The organism is Bradyrhizobium sp. Kon56, from assembly GCF_055807635.1.
The window spans coordinates 25,884-41,085 of record NZ_JBVVOU010000015.1; the positions used below are offsets into that span (position 1 = coordinate 25,884).

The 15,202-nt window shown below is 65.1% G+C and carries 14 protein-coding genes; 8 read left to right on the top strand and 6 right to left on the bottom strand.

What is annotated here, in order from left to right; translation table 11 throughout:
• Positions 1–73: 73 nt before the first annotated feature.
• Positions 74–664, bottom strand: a complete 591-nt coding sequence (locus AC0L3B_RS22890) for a beta-1-3, beta-1-6-glucan biosynthesis protein (protein ID WP_085353125.1) — start codon at positions 662–664, stop codon at positions 74–76.
• Positions 665–993: 329 nt separating this feature from the next.
• Between AC0L3B_RS22890 and AC0L3B_RS22895 the strand changes: the two genes are divergently transcribed.
• Positions 994–2,553, top strand: coding sequence for a glycoside hydrolase family 17 protein (locus tag AC0L3B_RS22895; RefSeq protein WP_162496338.1), 1,560 nt, complete (start codon positions 994–996; stop codon positions 2,551–2,553).
• On the opposite strand, the gene AC0L3B_RS22900 is transcribed toward AC0L3B_RS22895, so the two are convergent.
• Positions 2,513–2,893 (bottom strand): hypothetical protein, encoded by a 381-nt coding sequence (locus tag AC0L3B_RS22900; RefSeq protein WP_018457946.1) that lies wholly within the window; start codon positions 2,891–2,893, stop codon positions 2,513–2,515. The two genes, AC0L3B_RS22895 and AC0L3B_RS22900, sit on opposite strands and share 41 nt — an antisense overlap.
• A gap of 110 nt (positions 2,894–3,003) precedes the next feature.
• On the bottom strand, positions 3,004–4,404 hold the full coding sequence (locus tag AC0L3B_RS22905) for a hypothetical protein (RefSeq protein WP_473381093.1): 1,401 nt from the start codon (positions 4,402–4,404) through the stop codon (positions 3,004–3,006).
• A gap of 174 nt (positions 4,405–4,578) precedes the next feature.
• Here AC0L3B_RS22905 and glmU point away from each other — a divergent pair, with 174 nt between their 5' ends.
• A complete protein-coding gene (gene glmU / locus AC0L3B_RS22910; RefSeq protein ID WP_473381094.1) occupies positions 4,579–5,934 on the top strand; it encodes a bifunctional UDP-N-acetylglucosamine diphosphorylase/glucosamine-1-phosphate N-acetyltransferase GlmU in 1,356 nt (451 codons plus the stop codon).
• Positions 5,935–5,940: 6 nt separating this feature from the next.
• Here the strand turns inward: glmU and AC0L3B_RS22915 are convergent, their stop codons facing one another.
• Positions 5,941–6,159 carry a hypothetical protein gene (locus AC0L3B_RS22915; protein WP_018457943.1) on the bottom strand — a complete coding sequence of 73 codons (219 nt, stop codon included), beginning with the start codon at positions 6,157–6,159 and terminating at the stop codon, positions 5,941–5,943.
• A gap of 220 nt (positions 6,160–6,379) precedes the next feature.
• Between AC0L3B_RS22915 and glmS the strand changes: the two genes are divergently transcribed.
• The 3 genes from glmS to AC0L3B_RS22930 all read left to right on the top strand — a co-directional run bounded on the left by glmS (position 6,380) and on the right by AC0L3B_RS22930 (position 10,031).
• Positions 6,380–8,206, top strand: a complete 1,827-nt coding sequence (glmS, locus tag AC0L3B_RS22920; protein ID WP_247296667.1) for a glutamine--fructose-6-phosphate transaminase (isomerizing) — start codon at positions 6,380–6,382, stop codon at positions 8,204–8,206.
• A gap of 89 nt (positions 8,207–8,295) precedes the next feature.
• Positions 8,296–9,069, top strand: coding sequence for a DUF502 domain-containing protein (locus tag AC0L3B_RS22925; RefSeq protein ID WP_018457941.1), 774 nt, complete (start codon positions 8,296–8,298; stop codon positions 9,067–9,069).
• A gap of 104 nt (positions 9,070–9,173) precedes the next feature.
• Entirely contained in the window at positions 9,174–10,031 is an 858-nt protein-coding gene (locus AC0L3B_RS22930) for an NAD(P)-dependent oxidoreductase (RefSeq protein ID WP_473381095.1), read from the top strand.
• Positions 10,032–10,059: 28 nt separating this feature from the next.
• On the opposite strand, the gene AC0L3B_RS22935 is transcribed toward AC0L3B_RS22930, so the two are convergent.
• A complete protein-coding gene (locus tag AC0L3B_RS22935) occupies positions 10,060–10,575 on the bottom strand; it encodes a P-loop NTPase family protein (RefSeq protein WP_018457939.1) in 516 nt (171 codons plus the stop codon).
• Positions 10,576–10,752: 177 nt separating this feature from the next.
• On the opposite strand from AC0L3B_RS22935, the gene AC0L3B_RS22940 reads away from it, so the two are divergent.
• The 3 genes from AC0L3B_RS22940 to panE all read left to right on the top strand — a co-directional run bounded on the left by AC0L3B_RS22940 (position 10,753) and on the right by panE (position 13,075).
• On the top strand, positions 10,753–11,142 hold the full coding sequence (locus tag AC0L3B_RS22940) for a nuclear transport factor 2 family protein (protein WP_473381096.1): 390 nt from the start codon (positions 10,753–10,755) through the stop codon (positions 11,140–11,142).
• 106 nt (positions 11,143–11,248) lie between these two features.
• Positions 11,249–12,079, top strand: a complete 831-nt coding sequence (locus AC0L3B_RS22945) for a helix-turn-helix domain-containing protein (protein WP_473381097.1) — start codon at positions 11,249–11,251, stop codon at positions 12,077–12,079.
• Between the two features lie 66 nt (positions 12,080–12,145).
• Positions 12,146–13,075: a 2-dehydropantoate 2-reductase gene (panE, locus tag AC0L3B_RS22950; RefSeq protein ID WP_473381098.1), complete on the top strand. Its 930-nt coding sequence runs from the start codon at positions 12,146–12,148 to the stop codon at positions 13,073–13,075.
• On the opposite strand, the gene recG is transcribed toward panE, so the two are convergent.
• Positions 13,072–15,180 (bottom strand): ATP-dependent DNA helicase RecG, encoded by a 2,109-nt coding sequence (gene recG, locus AC0L3B_RS22955; RefSeq protein ID WP_473381099.1) that lies wholly within the window; start codon positions 15,178–15,180, stop codon positions 13,072–13,074. The two genes, panE and recG, sit on opposite strands and share 4 nt — an antisense overlap.
• Between the last annotated feature and the right edge of the window lie 22 nt (positions 15,181–15,202).

Genomic DNA, 15,202 nt, shown 5'->3' on the forward strand with positions numbered 1-15,202 from the left:
ATTTCGAAATTCGCAGCAGTGCCAATTGCTTCTATCGCCGATCGTTCCTGAACGGAGGCTGAAACAATCGCGGCTATTTCGGGGGCGCCGGTGACGGGCTTGCCGCCGGCGAGGGGCTCGCGGCCGGCTGCGGCTGCGCATTGCCCGATGCGGGCGCGGCCGGCTGCGAGGCCGCGGCCGCCGCCTGCTGTGGCTGCGACGCCGGGTTGATCCAGCAAGCGTGCACACGGCTGTCCAGGGTCTCGGCGACCTTGGGATCGATCTGGCCGCCGAAGCGGGTCAGGCAGCGGAAGGCGGCCTGGATGTGGCCGCCGGGGCAGCCGAAACGGTCATAGAGGTCGAGATGGCGGAATGCGGTATCGAGGTCGTCCCGCCACATCAGCCGCACCACGCGGCGGCCGAGCCAGACGCATTCGGGGTTGCCGGCCGGGCCGCTGATGACCTGGGCTGCTTCGGCGAATTCGTCGGTGCGGCGCTGATTCTGGGCGGCATCCTTGGCCGTGTCGGCGGGCTGGGCGGCTGCCTTGCTCTGGTCGGGGGCGGGCGTGCCGCTCTGGGCGGAGGCCGCGCCGATACCCATCAGGATGACAAGGGAAGAAACGGCCAAGGTGGCGGCGAACTGCCGCAGGACCGCATTTCGTAACTCGAACACCCGTTGCCGCATGAATTCCCCAATATATCACTGACCGTCCGCGTCAGGACCTTCGCGGACGCGCCCGGTGATGGCGTCCAAATGGGTCTCCAATGCGGCGGAAAAGTCCTCCCGAGTCCATGGCCTGAATCTGGAATTTTGTCCAGCAAAGTCACGATCCTAGGCCTCGGTCGAACGGCCGCAGGTAAATTCCTCAGGGGAGGGATGGATCCATAACGGAGTCACCCCCTTGGCAGACGGCGTGCTAGCAGGTAATCGACGGTCCTTCGCGGAGGACGGAACCGATTTCTCTTCGTACGCCACTGGCGCTTCTGCTCGTTTCATTGGGTGCGATCGCTGCCGTGTGGTGGTGGCTTGCCACGCCGATCTCGCTCGCGCGCGCCCCGATCGATCCCGCCGACAAGGTCCAATGCGTCTCCTACGCGCCGTTCCGCGGCGAGCAGTCGCCGCTGAACGCATGGACTCATATCGAGGCCGATCAGATCGAGCAGGACCTGCGCCAGCTCAAGGAGATCACCGACTGCGTCCGCACCTATTCGATGGAGAACGGGCTCGACCAGGTGCCGGCGATCGCGGCCCGGATCGGCGGGCTGAAGGTGCTCCAGGGCATCTGGCTCTCCAGCAACCGCACCAAGAATTTCGAGCAGGCCGCGCTCGCCATTCGCCTTTCCAAGGATTTCCCCGGGATCATCACCAGCATCATCGTCGGCAACGAAGTGCTGCTGCGCGGCGAGATGACGACCGCGGACCTCGTCTCCATCATCCGCTCGGTGAAGGCGCAGGTCAGCGTGCCCGTCACCTATGCCGATGTCTGGGAGTTCTGGCTCAGGAATCGCGAGATCTATGACGCCGTCGACTTCGTCACGATCCACATCCTGCCCTATTGGGAAGACAATCCGGTGCGGGCCAAGTTCGCCGCCTCCCATGTTGAACAGATCCGCGAGCGCATGGCGGTCGCATTTCCCGGCAAGGAGATTTTGATCGGCGAAACCGGCTGGCCGAGCGAAGGGCGCATGCGAGATGGCGCGCTGCCGTCGCGCACCAACCAGGCGCGCGTGGTCTCGGAGATCCTGAGTCTGGCGAAAGCGCAGAAATTCCGCGTCAATCTGATCGAGTCCTACGACCAGCCGTGGAAGCGCAAACTGGAAGGCACCGTCGGCGGCTATTGGGGCCTCTATGACTCGGTGCGCCGGAGCCTGAAATATCCGCCGGGCGAGCCGATCAGCAATTTCCCGTACTGGAAATGGTACATGGCCGCCGGCATGGGCCTCTCCGTGCTGGTGTTCGCGGTCGCGGGCCTGACGTTGCGGCGCAGACCCTGGACGCCGCGCTTCTCGTCCTGGCTCGGCGTGGCGATCTCGGCAACCTCGGCCGGCATTCTGCTCGGGATCGGCGCCGACAAGATGTACTACGAGAGCTACGGCATCGGCGGCTGGCTGCTGTGGGGCGCGCTGCTCGCGGCTGGCATCCTGTCGCCGATCTTCTGCGCGCAGGCGATGGTGATCGGCCGCAGCCTTCCGACCTTCCTCGATCTGCTTGGTCCGCGCGAGGGCCGGAAATGGTCGAAGCTCACCGCCGTGCTCGGCTTGACGCTGGCAGTGACGGCGGTCATCGCGGCGCAGACCGCGCTCGGATTCGTGTTCGACCCGCGCTACAAGGATTTCCCTTACGCCGCGCTGACGATGGCGGTTGTGCCGTTTGCGCTGTTGATGCTGAACCGGCCGCAGATCGGCCAGCGTCCGATCGCGGAATCGGTCTTCGCCGGCGTGCTGACGCTGTCGGCGGCCTATGTGCTGTTCAACGAGGGCCGCGACAATTGGCAGTCGCTGTGGACCTGCGCGATCTATCTCTTGTTCGCGCTCACGCTGTGGCGGGCGCGGGCCGAGCAAATCCAAGAATGAGCAGGCCGATCGCCAGGCCCGACAGCACGACATTGTAGAGCACGATGCCAAGGCCCGCGGCGATGATGCCGGCGGTGAGCAGCACGATGGACGGCCGCATCAGGTTCAGCGTTGCCACCACCAGCGCGACGATGCCGAACACCGAATTCTTGAACAGCACGGTCGAGACCGAGCGCGCCTTGCAGACCAGGGTCTGAAGCCCGGCGTCGCAGGCGAGACCGACCTGCGAGTTTTCGATTCCGAGATAGCGCAGATAGAGCGCATAGCCGACGCTGGCGAAGCCGACGACGATCAGGAACTGCACCTGGTAGGGCGTGAGGCGGAAGGGCTTTTTTGTCATGGCGGCAATATGGTCGGGATGGTGGAACGGGGCAACAGGGGAGGCGCAAGTTTCTCGCGACCTGCGTGAGATCCTTCACCCATTACGCTGATGAATTGCCGCGAGGTAAGCTACCTTCTGAAGAACGACGACAGCGTTGATCCCGCCGACGCCGTCTCGGGCTTCGGCTGTGCGGCCGGCTGCGCCGCAGGAGCAGGCGCGGGCTCCTCGCGCTTCGATGAGCGTTTTGAGGAATAGCTGCGGCGACGCTTGTCGGGCTTGGCGGCCGGCGCGGGCGCTGGGGCGGTCTCGGCTTGCGGCACCGAGTCCTGGGGCTTGTCGGAGTCCTTCTCCTGAACCCTGTCTTGGGTCTTGTCTTGGGTCTTGTCTTGGGTCTTGTCTTGCCCCTTGTCTTGCCCCTTGTCCTGCTTCTTCTCTTGGCCGCCGCGCATTGACAGCCGCTGGCCGTCGAACACGGTGGTCTCGCAGTGGCGGTCGTTCTCGGCGAGGCCGGCGCAGAGTTTTGCTGCAGCCGCTGCATTGATCAGCGGACCGGCGCCGAGGCGGAGCTGCATGCCAAGGCCGGTGTTGCCTTCCTTGATCATGATGATCGGCCGCAGCGCTGCGATTTCGGGATTGGATTTGGTGACCCCGCGCCACAGCGCGCGCAGGCCATCGAGCGAGTTGGCGCCACCGAGATCAATCGCAAAGCGCGTCTGCTGGACCGCGATCGCGGGAGCCTCGCTTTCGGCGGCCTCCGGCGGCTTGGCAGGTGCCGCGGCGACTTCGCTCGGAGCGGGCACCGGTTCTGGCTTCGTCTCGGCAGCCTTCTCGGTCGCCTTCTCTGCGGTTTCGGGCTGAACCAGTTTCGGGGCGGCCGGATCGGGCGGCGCCATGATCGATTTGGATGGGACCAACGGAAGCATCGGCAGTGCCGAATTCGTCGCCGGCAACTGCGCGACCAGCGAGGCCGCGGCCGCGCTCTGCGGCGGCGGACTCCACGGCTCCTTTGCGGCCTCGGCGCGCGGCTTGTCGTTGGCCGGAGCCGGTGTCGAGGCGACCTGCGCGATGCCGGGCGCCGGCGGGCCGATCAAGGCCGGCGCGTCCTGCGGCTTCGCAACGGACGCCTGCGGCGGCGTTGTCGTCTGCTTGGCGATGGCGCCGGTGACGGAATCGAGCCCTTGCTCCAGCACGGTGACGCGCGAATAGAGCCGGTCGCGATCGGTGTTCAGCGTCTCGATGGCGGAGGCGAGCCGGCGGGCCTCGTTCTGGCTCTCCTTGGTCAGGATCTGGAGCCGGTCGGCCTGGCGCGCGAGATCGGCGGATGCGACCTGGTCGCGCCGCCAGCCGAGCTGGGCCTGGTTGGCGAACACGGCAAGCACCACGGCGCCGACGGCCGCCACGCCCCATGAGCCCAGCCGCCACATCATGCCGCGATCGAACGAACTCTCCTCGGCCACAAGTCCGGAGAACAGCCCGCCGGTCTCCTTGGCGCCGAAGGCATCCGCCAGTGGGTCGGAATCCTTTGCCATGAACGTTAAGTGCCCAACCCCTGTCCGGCTTCCCCGAATCAATCAGGGAACATTAACAGGAAAAGCGTGTCGCACTTGAACTCCGGGCGTTTGCGGGGGTAGCAAGGCGATAGCTGATGAGGGCGGCCCGTCGCCCGCTGGCGCCGATTGATTCGGCCGATTGACAGGATTGCGATGACCGCCCGTTCCAGCCTCACGATCGTGCTCGCCGCCGGCGAAGGCACGCGTATGCGCTCACACCTGCCGAAAGTGCTGCATCCTGTCGCGCACCAGAGCCTGCTCGCCCACGTGCTCGCCGCGGCGCCCAAGGGAACCGGCACCTCGCTCGCAGTCGTGATCGGACCCGACCATCAGGCGGTGGCGGACGAAGCAAGGCGCATCCGTCCCGACGCGCTCACCTTCGTGCAACAGGAACGGCTCGGCACCGCACATGCGGTGCTGGCGGCGCGTGATGCCATTGCGCGGGGCGTGGATGATCTGCTGATTGCGTTCGGCGACACGCCGCTGATCTCGGCCGAGACCTTTGCGCGGCTGCGCGCGCCGCTGGCCAAAGGCGCCGCAATTGCCGCACTCGGCTTCCGCGCCGCCGATCCCACCGGCTATGGCCGCTTCATCGTCGAGGGCGACCGCCTGGTCGCGATCCGCGAGCAGGCCGATGCCAGCGCCGAGGAGCGCAAGATCGACCTGTGCAATGCCGGGGTCATGGCGATCGACGGGCGCCGCGCGCTCGCGATCCTCGACAAGATCGGCAATGCGAATTCCAAGGGCGAATATTATCTGACCGACGCGGTCGGCATTATCAGCGAACAGGGATGGGATGCCGTGGTGATCGAAACCAGCGAGGACGAAGTGCGCGGCATCAACACCAAGGCGCAGCTCGCCGAGGCTGAAGGCGTGATGCAGGCGCGGTTGCGGAAAGTGGCGATGGAGTCCGGCGTCACGCTGATCGCGCCCGAAACCGTCTATCTCGCCGCGGATACCGTATTCGGCAAGGACGTGACGATCGAGCCCTTCGTGGTGATCGGCCCCGGCGTTTCGATCGGCGACGGCACGGTGGTCCATTCCTTCTCGCATATCGTCGAGACCAAGCTCGGCAAGAAGGTCTCGATCGGCCCCTATGCGCGGCTGCGGCCCGGCACCTCGCTCGGCGACGGCGCGCGCATCGGCAATTTTGTGGAGACCAAGGCCGCGACGCTGGAGGCCGGCGTCAAGGTCAACCATCTCTCCTACATCGGCGACGCCACCATCGGCGCCAATTCCAACATCGGCGCCGGCACCATCACCTGCAACTACGATGGGTTCAAGAAGCACAAGACGATCATCGGGCAGGGCGCCTTCGTCGGCACCAACTCCTCGCTGGTCGCACCGGTGACAATCGGCAACGGCGCCTATATCGGCTCGGGCTCCGTGATCACGCGCGACGTGCCCGACGACGCCATGGCGCTGGAGCGGAGCCCGCAGACCATCCGCGAAGGTGGGGCGGTGCGCTATCGCGAGCTGAAGACGGGTGGCAAGAAGCCGGAGAAATGAACGCCGCTATTCGTCGTCGGCGAATTCGGAGAAGATCGCGCGCGTCAGGCGCCAGCCGCGCGGCTTGGCACGCTTCGCCGGCTCGCCCGCGACATGCTTGATGAAGACGGGCTTGCTTTCCTTGCCGCGCTGGGGCGGCGGCCAATGCGCGAGGTGCGTGCCGGTTGTCTCGCTGGCGCGCACCGCCATCGATGACAGGCCTTTGCGGTTGGATGAGCCTTTCATGGCCTCTCTCCTTGGTACGCAAGGGTTGGCCAAATTTGTTGACAACAAGTTAACGCGCGCGGTTTAAGGCCCAGCCAGTTCGACGCAGGCGAGGCTCGGTCGCCGTCGGTGCTGTCTCAATCAGCAATAATTATTGAGTATCTGGTTCCTTAGGAACTTCGCTAAAAACCGAGCGGGTCGTTTAGGCGATTTTTCGACGATTTGGGGGATATTGATCCGCATGTGCGGGATTGTCGGCATTCTCGGGCGCCAGCCGGTTGCAGAGCAATTGGTGGATTCGCTCAAACGTCTTGAATATCGCGGCTATGATTCCGCGGGCGTCGCCACGCTCGAGGGCAAGCATCTCGAGCGCCGCCGCGCCGAGGGCAAGCTGAAGAATCTGGAGAAGCGGCTGGAGGCCGAGCCGCTCAAGGGCACGACCGGAATCGGTCACACCCGCTGGGCCACCCACGGAAAGCCGACCGTGAACAATGCGCACCCGCACGCGACCGAGCGTGTCGCCGTCGTTCACAACGGCATCATCGAGAATTTCCGCGAGCTGCGCGAGGAGCTCGAAAAGAAAGGCACGGTGTTCCACACCCAGACCGACACCGAGATCGTGCTGCATCTCGTCGACGACCTGCTCACGCGCGGCAACAAGCCGGTGGAAGCGGTGAAATTGACGCTGGCGCGGCTGCGCGGCGCGTTCGCACTCGGCTTCATCTTCGCGGGCGAGGACGATTTGATGATCGGCGCGCGCAACGGTCCGCCGCTCGCGATCGGCTATGGTGACGGCGAGATGTATCTCGGCTCCGACGCCATCGCGCTCGGGCCGTTCACCGACACGATCAGCTATCTCGAGGACGGCGACTGGGTCGTGCTGACCCATACAAGCGCTTCGATCTTCGACAAGGACGGCCATGCCGTCCAGCGCGAGAAGACCAAGCACGCGGCCTCGACCTCGCTGGTCGACAAGGCCAATTACCGCCACTTCATGGCCAAGGAGATCCACGAGCAGCCGGAAGTGGTCGGCCACACGCTGGCACGCTATGTCGACATGGCGACCGAGCGGGTCTCGCTGCCGGTCAAGCTGCCGTTCGACTTCAAGAACATCCAGCGCATCAACATCACGGCTTGCGGCACTGCGAGCTACGCCGGCTTCGTCGCAAAATACTGGTTCGAGCGTTTCGCGCGCGTGCCGGTCGAGGTCGATGTCGCCTCCGAATTCCGCTACCGCGAGGCGCCCTTGCGCAAGGGTGATCTCGCCATCTTCATCTCGCAGTCGGGCGAGACCGCCGACACCTTGGCCGCGCTGCGCTACGCCAAGGCCCAAGGCGTGCACACGGTGGCCGTCGTCAACGTGCCGACCTCGACGATCGCGCGCGAAAGCGAGACCGTGCTGCAAACGCTGGCCGGCCCAGAGATCGGCGTCGCCTCGACCAAGGCGTTCACCTGTCAGCTCATGGTGCTGGCAAATCTTGCGATCGCGGCCGGCAAGGCCCGCGGCGAACTGACCGACGAGGACGAGACCAAGCTCGTTCACGGGCTCGTCGAAATCCCGCGTTTGATGTCGGATGCGCTCACCACCGAGCTCCAGATCGAGAAGCTCGCGCGCGAGATCGCGAAATCTCGCGACGTGCTCTATCTCGGTCGCGGCACCAGCTTCCCGCTCGCCCTCGAAGGGGCGTTGAAGCTGAAGGAGATCTCCTACATCCACGCCGAGGGCTATGCCGCCGGCGAGCTCAAGCACGGCCCGATCGCGCTGATCGACGAGACCATGCCTGTCGTCGTCATCGCGCCCTACGACCGGGTGTTCGAAAAGACCGTCTCCAACATGCAGGAGGTCGCCGCTCGCGGCGGCAAGATCATCCTGATGACCGACGCCAAAGGCGCGCAGGAGGCGACCGTCGAGTCCCTCGTCACCATCGTCATGCCCGATATGGCGGCGGCGTTCACGCCGATGGTCTATGCGGTCCCGGTTCAGCTGCTCGCCTATCATACGGCGGTCATCATGGGGACCGATGTCGACCAGCCGCGCAATCTCGCGAAATCCGTGACGGTGGAATAGGCAGAGGGGTCGAGTGCGGGACGCTTCGTGGTCTTCCAAAACCTGCTAGAAGACCCTAGCTTGGACGAAGCGACTGACTTGGAACCCGAATGAACCCCCGTGACGACGCGCCTGCGCCTCTTGATGCCGTGCCCGAGCCGCATACCGGCCTGATCGGCCGCTTCCGTAACTATTTCCTCACCGGTCTCATCGTGACGGGGCCGATTGCGATCACGCTGTATCTGGTCTGGTGGTTCGTCACCTGGGTCGATGGCGTGGTGCGGCCGTTCGTGCCGCTGGCCTATCGGCCCGAGACTTATCTGCCCTATGTCATTCCCGGCTGGGGGCTGATCGTCGCATTCTTCACGTTGACGCTGGTCGGCTTCCTCGCGGCCAATTTGATCGGCCGGACACTGGTCGATGTCGGCGAGACCTTCCTCGGCCGCATCCCGGCGGTACGCGCCATCTACCGCGGCCTGAAGCAGGTGTTCGAGACGCTGTTCTCGGGCAAGGGCTCGAGCTTCCGCAAAGTCGGCCTGGTTGAGTTTCCCTCGCCGGGCATGTGGTCGATCGTGCTGATCTCGCAAGCGCCGAACGAGGACGTCTCCCGCAGCCTGCCGGGTCAGGAGGAGCACGTCTCGGTGTTCCTGCCGTGCTCGCCGAACCCGACGACCGGCTTCTTCTTCTATGTGCCCAAGAGCAAGATCGTCGAGGTCGACATGAGCACCGAGGATGCCGCGACGCTGATCATGTCGGCCGGCGTCGTGCAGCCGGGCTCAGCGCCCGATTCGAAGAAGGCAGCGGCGCTGGCGGGCATGGCGAATGCCGCGCGTATTGCCAACGCCTCGGCGGCGGTGCAGCCCCAGCCTGCGAAGGTGGAGTAGGGCCATTCCCCTGCGGGATGGCCGCCGTTCACGCGGGCGTCTCGTCCTCTGCTAGTCTCCGATTGAACTGAGCGCGTTGCTCGGGCTTCGATCTGGAGTGCACGATGTCCAAAACTATTGCGATCCTCGCGCCCGGTGCCATGGGCAGTGCCGTGGCCCGCCGTCTCGGCGAGCACGGTGCGCGTGTGCTGACGTCGTTGAGAGGGCGGAGCGAAGCGACGCGCAAACGCGCCACGGATGCCGGCATGATCGGCGCCGAGGACGACGCGATCGCGGACGCCGACATCATCCTGTCGATCGTGCCGCCGGGCGAAGCCGTGGCGCTCGCCGAGCGGCTGGCCGGGCTGATCGTCCGGCGCGAGAAGAGGCCGGTCGTGGTCGATTGCAATGCCGTCAACGTCGATACCGTGATGAGGATCGAGGAGATCATCGGCTCGGCACAGGCGCCGTTCGTCGATGCCGGCATCATCGGGTTCCCGCCCCAGCCCGGTGGCAAGAGCCCGGCCTTCTACATGTCGGGCGAGCACGCCAAGGATGTCGCCGTGCTGAAGGATTTCGGGCTCGACGTGCGGATCGTCGAAGGGCCGGTCGGTGCCGCGTCCGCGCTGAAAATGTCCTATGCCGGGATCGTCAAGGGCCTCGCCGGGATCGGCGCGGCGATGGTGGTCGCGGCAACGAAAGCGGGGGCTGCGGATGCGCTGCGCGACGAACTCGCACTCAGCCAGCCCGCGGTTCTGGCCCGGCTCGAAGTCGCGCTGCCGGACATGATTCCGAAAGCCTATCGCTGGGTCGCGGAGATGCGGGAGATTTCCGGCTTCCTCGGCCCCGATCATCCGGCGAGCCAGGTTTACGAAGGCTTTGCGCGCTGGTTCGACCACCTCGCCGAGGATGCGAAAGGCGAGGCGGCGGATACCGACCTGATGAAGGCATTCGCCGCGCGCATCGCGCAGAAGAAATCCTGATCGTCCGGTCTCACGTCACCGCCATCCATCATGTGCCGTGCAGCGAATCCAGAAACCCCTGGATGTCTCGATCGCGTCTCAAGCGCACGACCGGAACGTCAGCGCCATACTGCATACGCTCGGCCTCGATGACAGGCGCGCGCTCGGTGTCGTAGCGCCACGCCTCGCGCATCAATTTCCAGTCGAACTGCTCGGGGCACCCCTCCGGGAGATCAGGCCGGGCCTTGTCGCGATCGAAGGCGGATCGCAGGAGAATGCGCCACTGGCAGAGCCAGCGCGGGCGGTCGATGACGACCAGCGTATCGGCGCGCGCGAGCGTGAGATCGAAGGCAAGTCCCGAGAAGCTGCCGTCGACAACCCATGCGTCGCCCGCGATCGCCTCAGTAACCCGTGCTCGGAAGTTCGGTTTGTCGGATGGCTTCCATCCCGGCCGCCAGTAGAGCACGTCGAGATGCACCACCGGCAGCGCGAGCTTTTGCCCGAGATTTCGGGAGAGGCTCGTCTTTCCGCTACCCTGACAGCCTACAACGATGATCCGGCGCATCGTCGTAGGGTTCCATAAAGTCGGGCGAAGGGAAAGAGGAGGCCTCCGAACGCGCCTTATTACCTGGCATGTAATTGAGCCCATCTGCAGCTTGGCTACTGTCCCGGTCATTCACCCGACAGGAAGCATTCCATCAAGCCTCCTGTCGCGTGTGTGTCGGTGCATGAGGAGAGAGCTATGCAAGTCGTGTTTACGAAGAAGGAGCCGCCGCAATGGCTGCTCGACATGTGGCGGGAGATCGACAACAAGACCTTCGGACCAGGCTTCGACTGTTTTACGGAAGATGCCGTTTGCAACCTCGGCGTCGCCGATTGGAAGGGGCGCGAGGCGATCCGCGGCAATCTGAAGGCCTTCATCGACACCGGATTCACCGCGCTCCATCACATCACCGAATATTGGGACCCGGGCTCGCTGAAGGTGTTTCGGGGTGTCGTGGACATGACACCCGATGATCCCTCAATGAAGACGGTTCATCCCACCATGACGCACTTCTTCTACATGGACGAGAGGAACGACACCAAGGTACGGCACTGGGTCGGTGCCGTGGGGCCGGTCGCCTTCGGTTGATCGCCACGAACCTGCTACCATCGGCGGTGGTGCCTCGGACAAGCCGACGTACCGCCGCCGATGCGCGTTGACGATGCCGCACATCGACAGGAAGGATCAGTCGGCCATGAAAGCGACGGCCAGTGCCCTCAAGACGCGCGCCAGTTCCGCGGGCGCGCTGCTGCGTCAATGGCGGGACATTCGCGGCAAGACGCAGCTCGACCTGTCCTTCGACGCCGGCGTCTCGCAGAAGCACATCAGCTTCGTCGAGAGCGGCCGCAGCGTTCCGAGCCGCCAGATGCTGCTCGACCTTGCGCAAGCCCTCGACGTGCCCTTGCGCGAACGCAACGAGCTGCTGCTGGCCGCCGGCTATGCGCCGTCCTATTCCGAGCCCGCGCTCAAGGCGCCCGCCATGACGAGCATCAACCGTGCCCTGCAACGCATGCTGCGTCAGCACGAGCCGTTTCCCGCCATCGTCATGGACCGGTACTGGAACGTGCTGATGACCAATGAGGCCGCGCCGCTTCTGTTCAATTGCTTCATCGACATGTCCGCACGGCCGGCGCCACGAAACCTGCTGCATCTTATGTTCGATCCGGAGGGCATGCGCCCTTTTATCGCGAACTGGCCGCAGACCGCACGCGGGCTGCTGGCGCGGGTGTATCGCGAGGCAGTCGGACACGTGGTTGACATCAGGACGAAGGCGTTGTTGGAGGAGCTGTCGCAATACCCCGGGGTGAAGCCGGAATGGCGTGCGCCGTCGGCATCCGATGCGATGCCGATGATCCCGTTGTCCTTCGTCAAGGACGGTGTGACGCTGGACTACTTCTCCCTGATCACGACGGTTGGAACGCCGCAGACGGTGACGGCGGAGGAGCTGCGGCTCGAGTGCATGTTCCCCGCCAACGAGGGGACCGAAGCCGAGCACGGCAGGTTCTTGCGCGCGCACGCCGGTTGAGGAGACGTCGCGAGGCTCATCTGTTATTGTTTCTGCGAAAGCGGTCACTCCGCAATGGGAGTTCGAATGAGAGTGCTTGTGATCGGCGCGGGAGCGCTCGGAGGCTACTACGGAGCGCGCCTGGTCCGAGCCGGCGGCGACGTGAACTTTCTGGTGCGGGCCGGGCGTGCGGAGCAATTGCGGCGGAATGGATTGCAGGTCGTGAGCCCGCAGGCCGATTTCGCCGTGCAGCCGAAGATCATCCTGGCCAACGACCTCAAGGAAACGTTCGACGTCGTGCTCGTCGGGGTGAAATCCTACTCGCTCGACGATGCGATGGACCAGTTTGCCCCGGCCGTTGGCGCCCACACGATGATTTTGCCGATCCTCAACGGGCTGAAACATGTCGACGCCCTGACGGCGCGGTTCGGCGCCGCTCAGGTTCTCGGCGGGCTCGCGAACGTCAGTGCCGGGCTCGATGCGGATGGTCGCGTCGTTCAGTTCATGGCCAATCAGACCATCGTCTTCGGCGAAATCGGGGGGTCGTTGAGCGAGCGTGTGCTCGCCCTGGAGACGCTGCTGCACGTGCCCGGTATCGACGTGCGCGCCAGCGAAGCGATCATGCAGGACATGTGGGAGAAATTCGTCCAGCTCTCGACGCTCGCCGGCATCACCTGCCTGATGCGTGCAAGCATCGGAGACATTCTGGCCGTTCCGAACGGCGAGCAATCCATCTTCCGCCTGTTTGCCGAATGCTGCGCCGTCGCCACGGCCTCGGGTTTTGAGCCGCGAGCGCCTTTCATCGAGTTTGACCGCAAGCTGTTCACGACCCCGGATTCCCCGCTCAAGGCCTCGATGCTGCGTGATATCGAGCGCGGCTCGGTCACCGAGGCGGAGCATATCCTCGGCGATATGGCCAACCGGGCCCGTGCACTCGGCATCGACACGCCCCTGCTGGATCTCGCCCGGGCGCATGTGGCGGCTTATGAGATTGGGCGGCAACGAGCGGCCAGCTAACCCGCTCCGATCAGCGGGATCGCTTCATCCCGCTCATACAGATACAGCAGGCAGCGCAGTGCCTCGCCGCGCTCGCCCTTGAGTTTTGGATCGTCCTTCAGGATGCGCAGCGCCTCGTCGCGGGCCTGCGTGATGAGCTGGCCGTGCACCTCCGAGCGGGCGATGCGGTAGCCGGGCAGGCCGCTCTGGCGCACGCCGAGCACATCGCCTTCGCCGCGCAGCTTCAGATCTTCCTCGGCGATCCGAAAGCCGTCGGTGGTCTCGCGGATCACCTTCAGCCGTGCTCTCGACATCTCGCCGAGCGGCTCGGAGTAGAGCAGCAGACAGGTCGAGGCCTCCGAGCCGCGGCCGATGCGGCCGCGCAATTGATGAAGCTGAGCGAGGCCAAAGCGTTCGGCGTTCTCGATCACCATGATGGTCGCCGCCGGCACGTCGACACCGACCTCGACCACGGTGGTCGCGACCAGCAGACCGATCTCGTGGGCGGCGAACTGGCCCATGACGCGGTCCTTCTCTGTGCCCTTCATCTGGCCGTGGACGAGGCCGACACGGTCGCCGAAACGCTTTTGCAGGGTTTCGAAGCGCCTGGTCGCATTGGTCAGGTGCTCGGTACCCTCGGCCTCGGATTCCTCGACCAGCGGGCAGATCCAGTAGACCAGCTTGCCGGATTCGAGCGCGCGGCCGATGCTGTCGGTGACCTCGCCGAGGCGGCTCATCGATATGGTGCGAGTTTCGATCGGCTGGCGGCCGGCCGGCTTCTCCCTGAGCTCGCTGATGTCCATGTCGCCGAAATAGGTCAGCACCAGCGTGCGCGGAATCGGCGTGGCGCTCAGCACCAGCACGTCGACGGCCTCGCCCTTTGCCGTCAGCGCCAGCCGCTCGCGCACGCCAAAACGATGCTGCTCGTCGACGACGGCGAGGGCGAGATCGCTAAAGATCACGTCGTCCTGGATCAGCGCATGGGTGCCGACGAGCAGGTCGATCTCGCCGGCTTCGAGTTGTGCCAGCAGGTCACGCCGCTCCTTGCCCTTTTCGCGGCCGGTGAGGATCGCGACCCGCATGCCCGCGCGCTCGGCGAGCGGCGCGATGGTCTTGATATGCTGACGAGCCAGAATTTCGGTCGGCGCCATCAAGGCGGCCTGCTTGCCGACCTCAGTGACGGCAGCGGCGGCCAGCAGCGCGACCACGGTCTTGCCGGAGCCGACGTCGCCCTGGAGCAGGCGCAACATGCGCACCGGCTGTTGTAGATCATTGGCGATGGCGGCTGCTGCGTCGCGCTGGGAGGTTGTCAGCGCATAGGGCAGGGCATCGATGATTTTGTTGCGGAGGTGCCCGTCGCCGGCGTTGCGCACACCGGCCGGGCGTCGCAATTGGGCGCGGATCAGGGCAAGCGCAAGTTGCCCGGCCAGGAGTTCGTCGAAGGCGAGGCGCGACCAGAACGGCTGGTCGGGCAGAATGTCGGTGAGCTCGACCGGCTGGTGCACGCGGGTGAGCGCCTCGGCGATCGGCGGGAAGCCGCAGCGGCGCAGCACCTCCGGGCTGATCCATTCCGGCAGTGCCGGGAGCTTCTGCAGCGCCTGCGCGACCGCACGGCGCAGCGAGCCGAGTGCAAGGCCCTCGGTCAAGGGATAGACGGGATCGATGCCGGAGAGTTTGGAAATCGCCTCCTCGTCCAGCACCCGGTCGGGATGCACGATCTGCGGGATGGCGTCGTACATCTGGAGCGTGCCGGAGACGAAGCGCTTCTCGCCGATCGGCAGCAGCTTCTCGACATAGCCGGGCTTTGCGCGGAAGTACGTCAGCACGACGTCGCCGGTGTCGTCGCTGGCGTAAACGAGGTAGGGCGCGCGCGCATTGCGCGGCGGGGGCGGGCGGTGGCGGTCGACCGTGACCTCCAGCGTCACCATGGTTCCCTGCACGGCGTCGCGGATCTTCGGCCGGGCGCGACGGTCGATCACCTGGCTCGGCAAATGCAGCAACAGATCGACCAGCCGCGGCGTCTCATTGCGGCTGAGCAGATATTGCAGCAGCTTGTCCTGCTTCGGACCGACGCCGGGCAGGCTGGTCACGGGGGCAAACAGCGGGTTGAGCAGGCTGGGGCGCATCAGGCGAATCTAGGACCGTTTT

Excerpts from the sequence above, each read along its gene's own strand:
- panE (WP_473381098.1), top strand. The coding sequence starts at position 12,146 with ATGAGAGTGCTTGTGATCGGCGCGGGAGCGCTCGGAGGCTACTACGGA.
- AC0L3B_RS22890 (WP_085353125.1), bottom strand. The coding sequence starts at position 664 with ATGCGGCAACGGGTGTTCGAGTTACGAAATGCGGTCCTGCGGCAGTTC.
- AC0L3B_RS22940 (WP_473381096.1), top strand. The coding sequence starts at position 10,753 with ATGCAAGTCGTGTTTACGAAGAAGGAGCCGCCGCAATGGCTGCTCGAC.
- AC0L3B_RS22930 (WP_473381095.1), top strand. The coding sequence starts at position 9,174 with ATGTCCAAAACTATTGCGATCCTCGCGCCCGGTGCCATGGGCAGTGCC.
- glmS (WP_247296667.1), top strand. The coding sequence starts at position 6,380 with ATGTGCGGGATTGTCGGCATTCTCGGGCGCCAGCCGGTTGCAGAGCAA.
- AC0L3B_RS22915 (WP_018457943.1), bottom strand. The coding sequence starts at position 6,159 with ATGAAAGGCTCATCCAACCGCAAAGGCCTGTCATCGATGGCGGTGCGC.
- glmU (WP_473381094.1), top strand. The coding sequence starts at position 4,579 with ATGACCGCCCGTTCCAGCCTCACGATCGTGCTCGCCGCCGGCGAAGGC.
- AC0L3B_RS22900 (WP_018457946.1), bottom strand. The coding sequence starts at position 2,893 with ATGACAAAAAAGCCCTTCCGCCTCACGCCCTACCAGGTGCAGTTCCTG.
- AC0L3B_RS22925 (WP_018457941.1), top strand. The coding sequence starts at position 8,296 with ATGAACCCCCGTGACGACGCGCCTGCGCCTCTTGATGCCGTGCCCGAG.
- AC0L3B_RS22935 (WP_018457939.1), bottom strand. The coding sequence starts at position 10,575 with ATGCGCCGGATCATCGTTGTAGGCTGTCAGGGTAGCGGAAAGACGAGC.
- AC0L3B_RS22905 (WP_473381093.1), bottom strand. The coding sequence starts at position 4,404 with ATGGCAAAGGATTCCGACCCACTGGCGGATGCCTTCGGCGCCAAGGAG.
- AC0L3B_RS22945 (WP_473381097.1), top strand. The coding sequence starts at position 11,249 with ATGAAAGCGACGGCCAGTGCCCTCAAGACGCGCGCCAGTTCCGCGGGC.
- recG (WP_473381099.1), bottom strand. The coding sequence starts at position 15,180 with ATGCGCCCCAGCCTGCTCAACCCGCTGTTTGCCCCCGTGACCAGCCTG.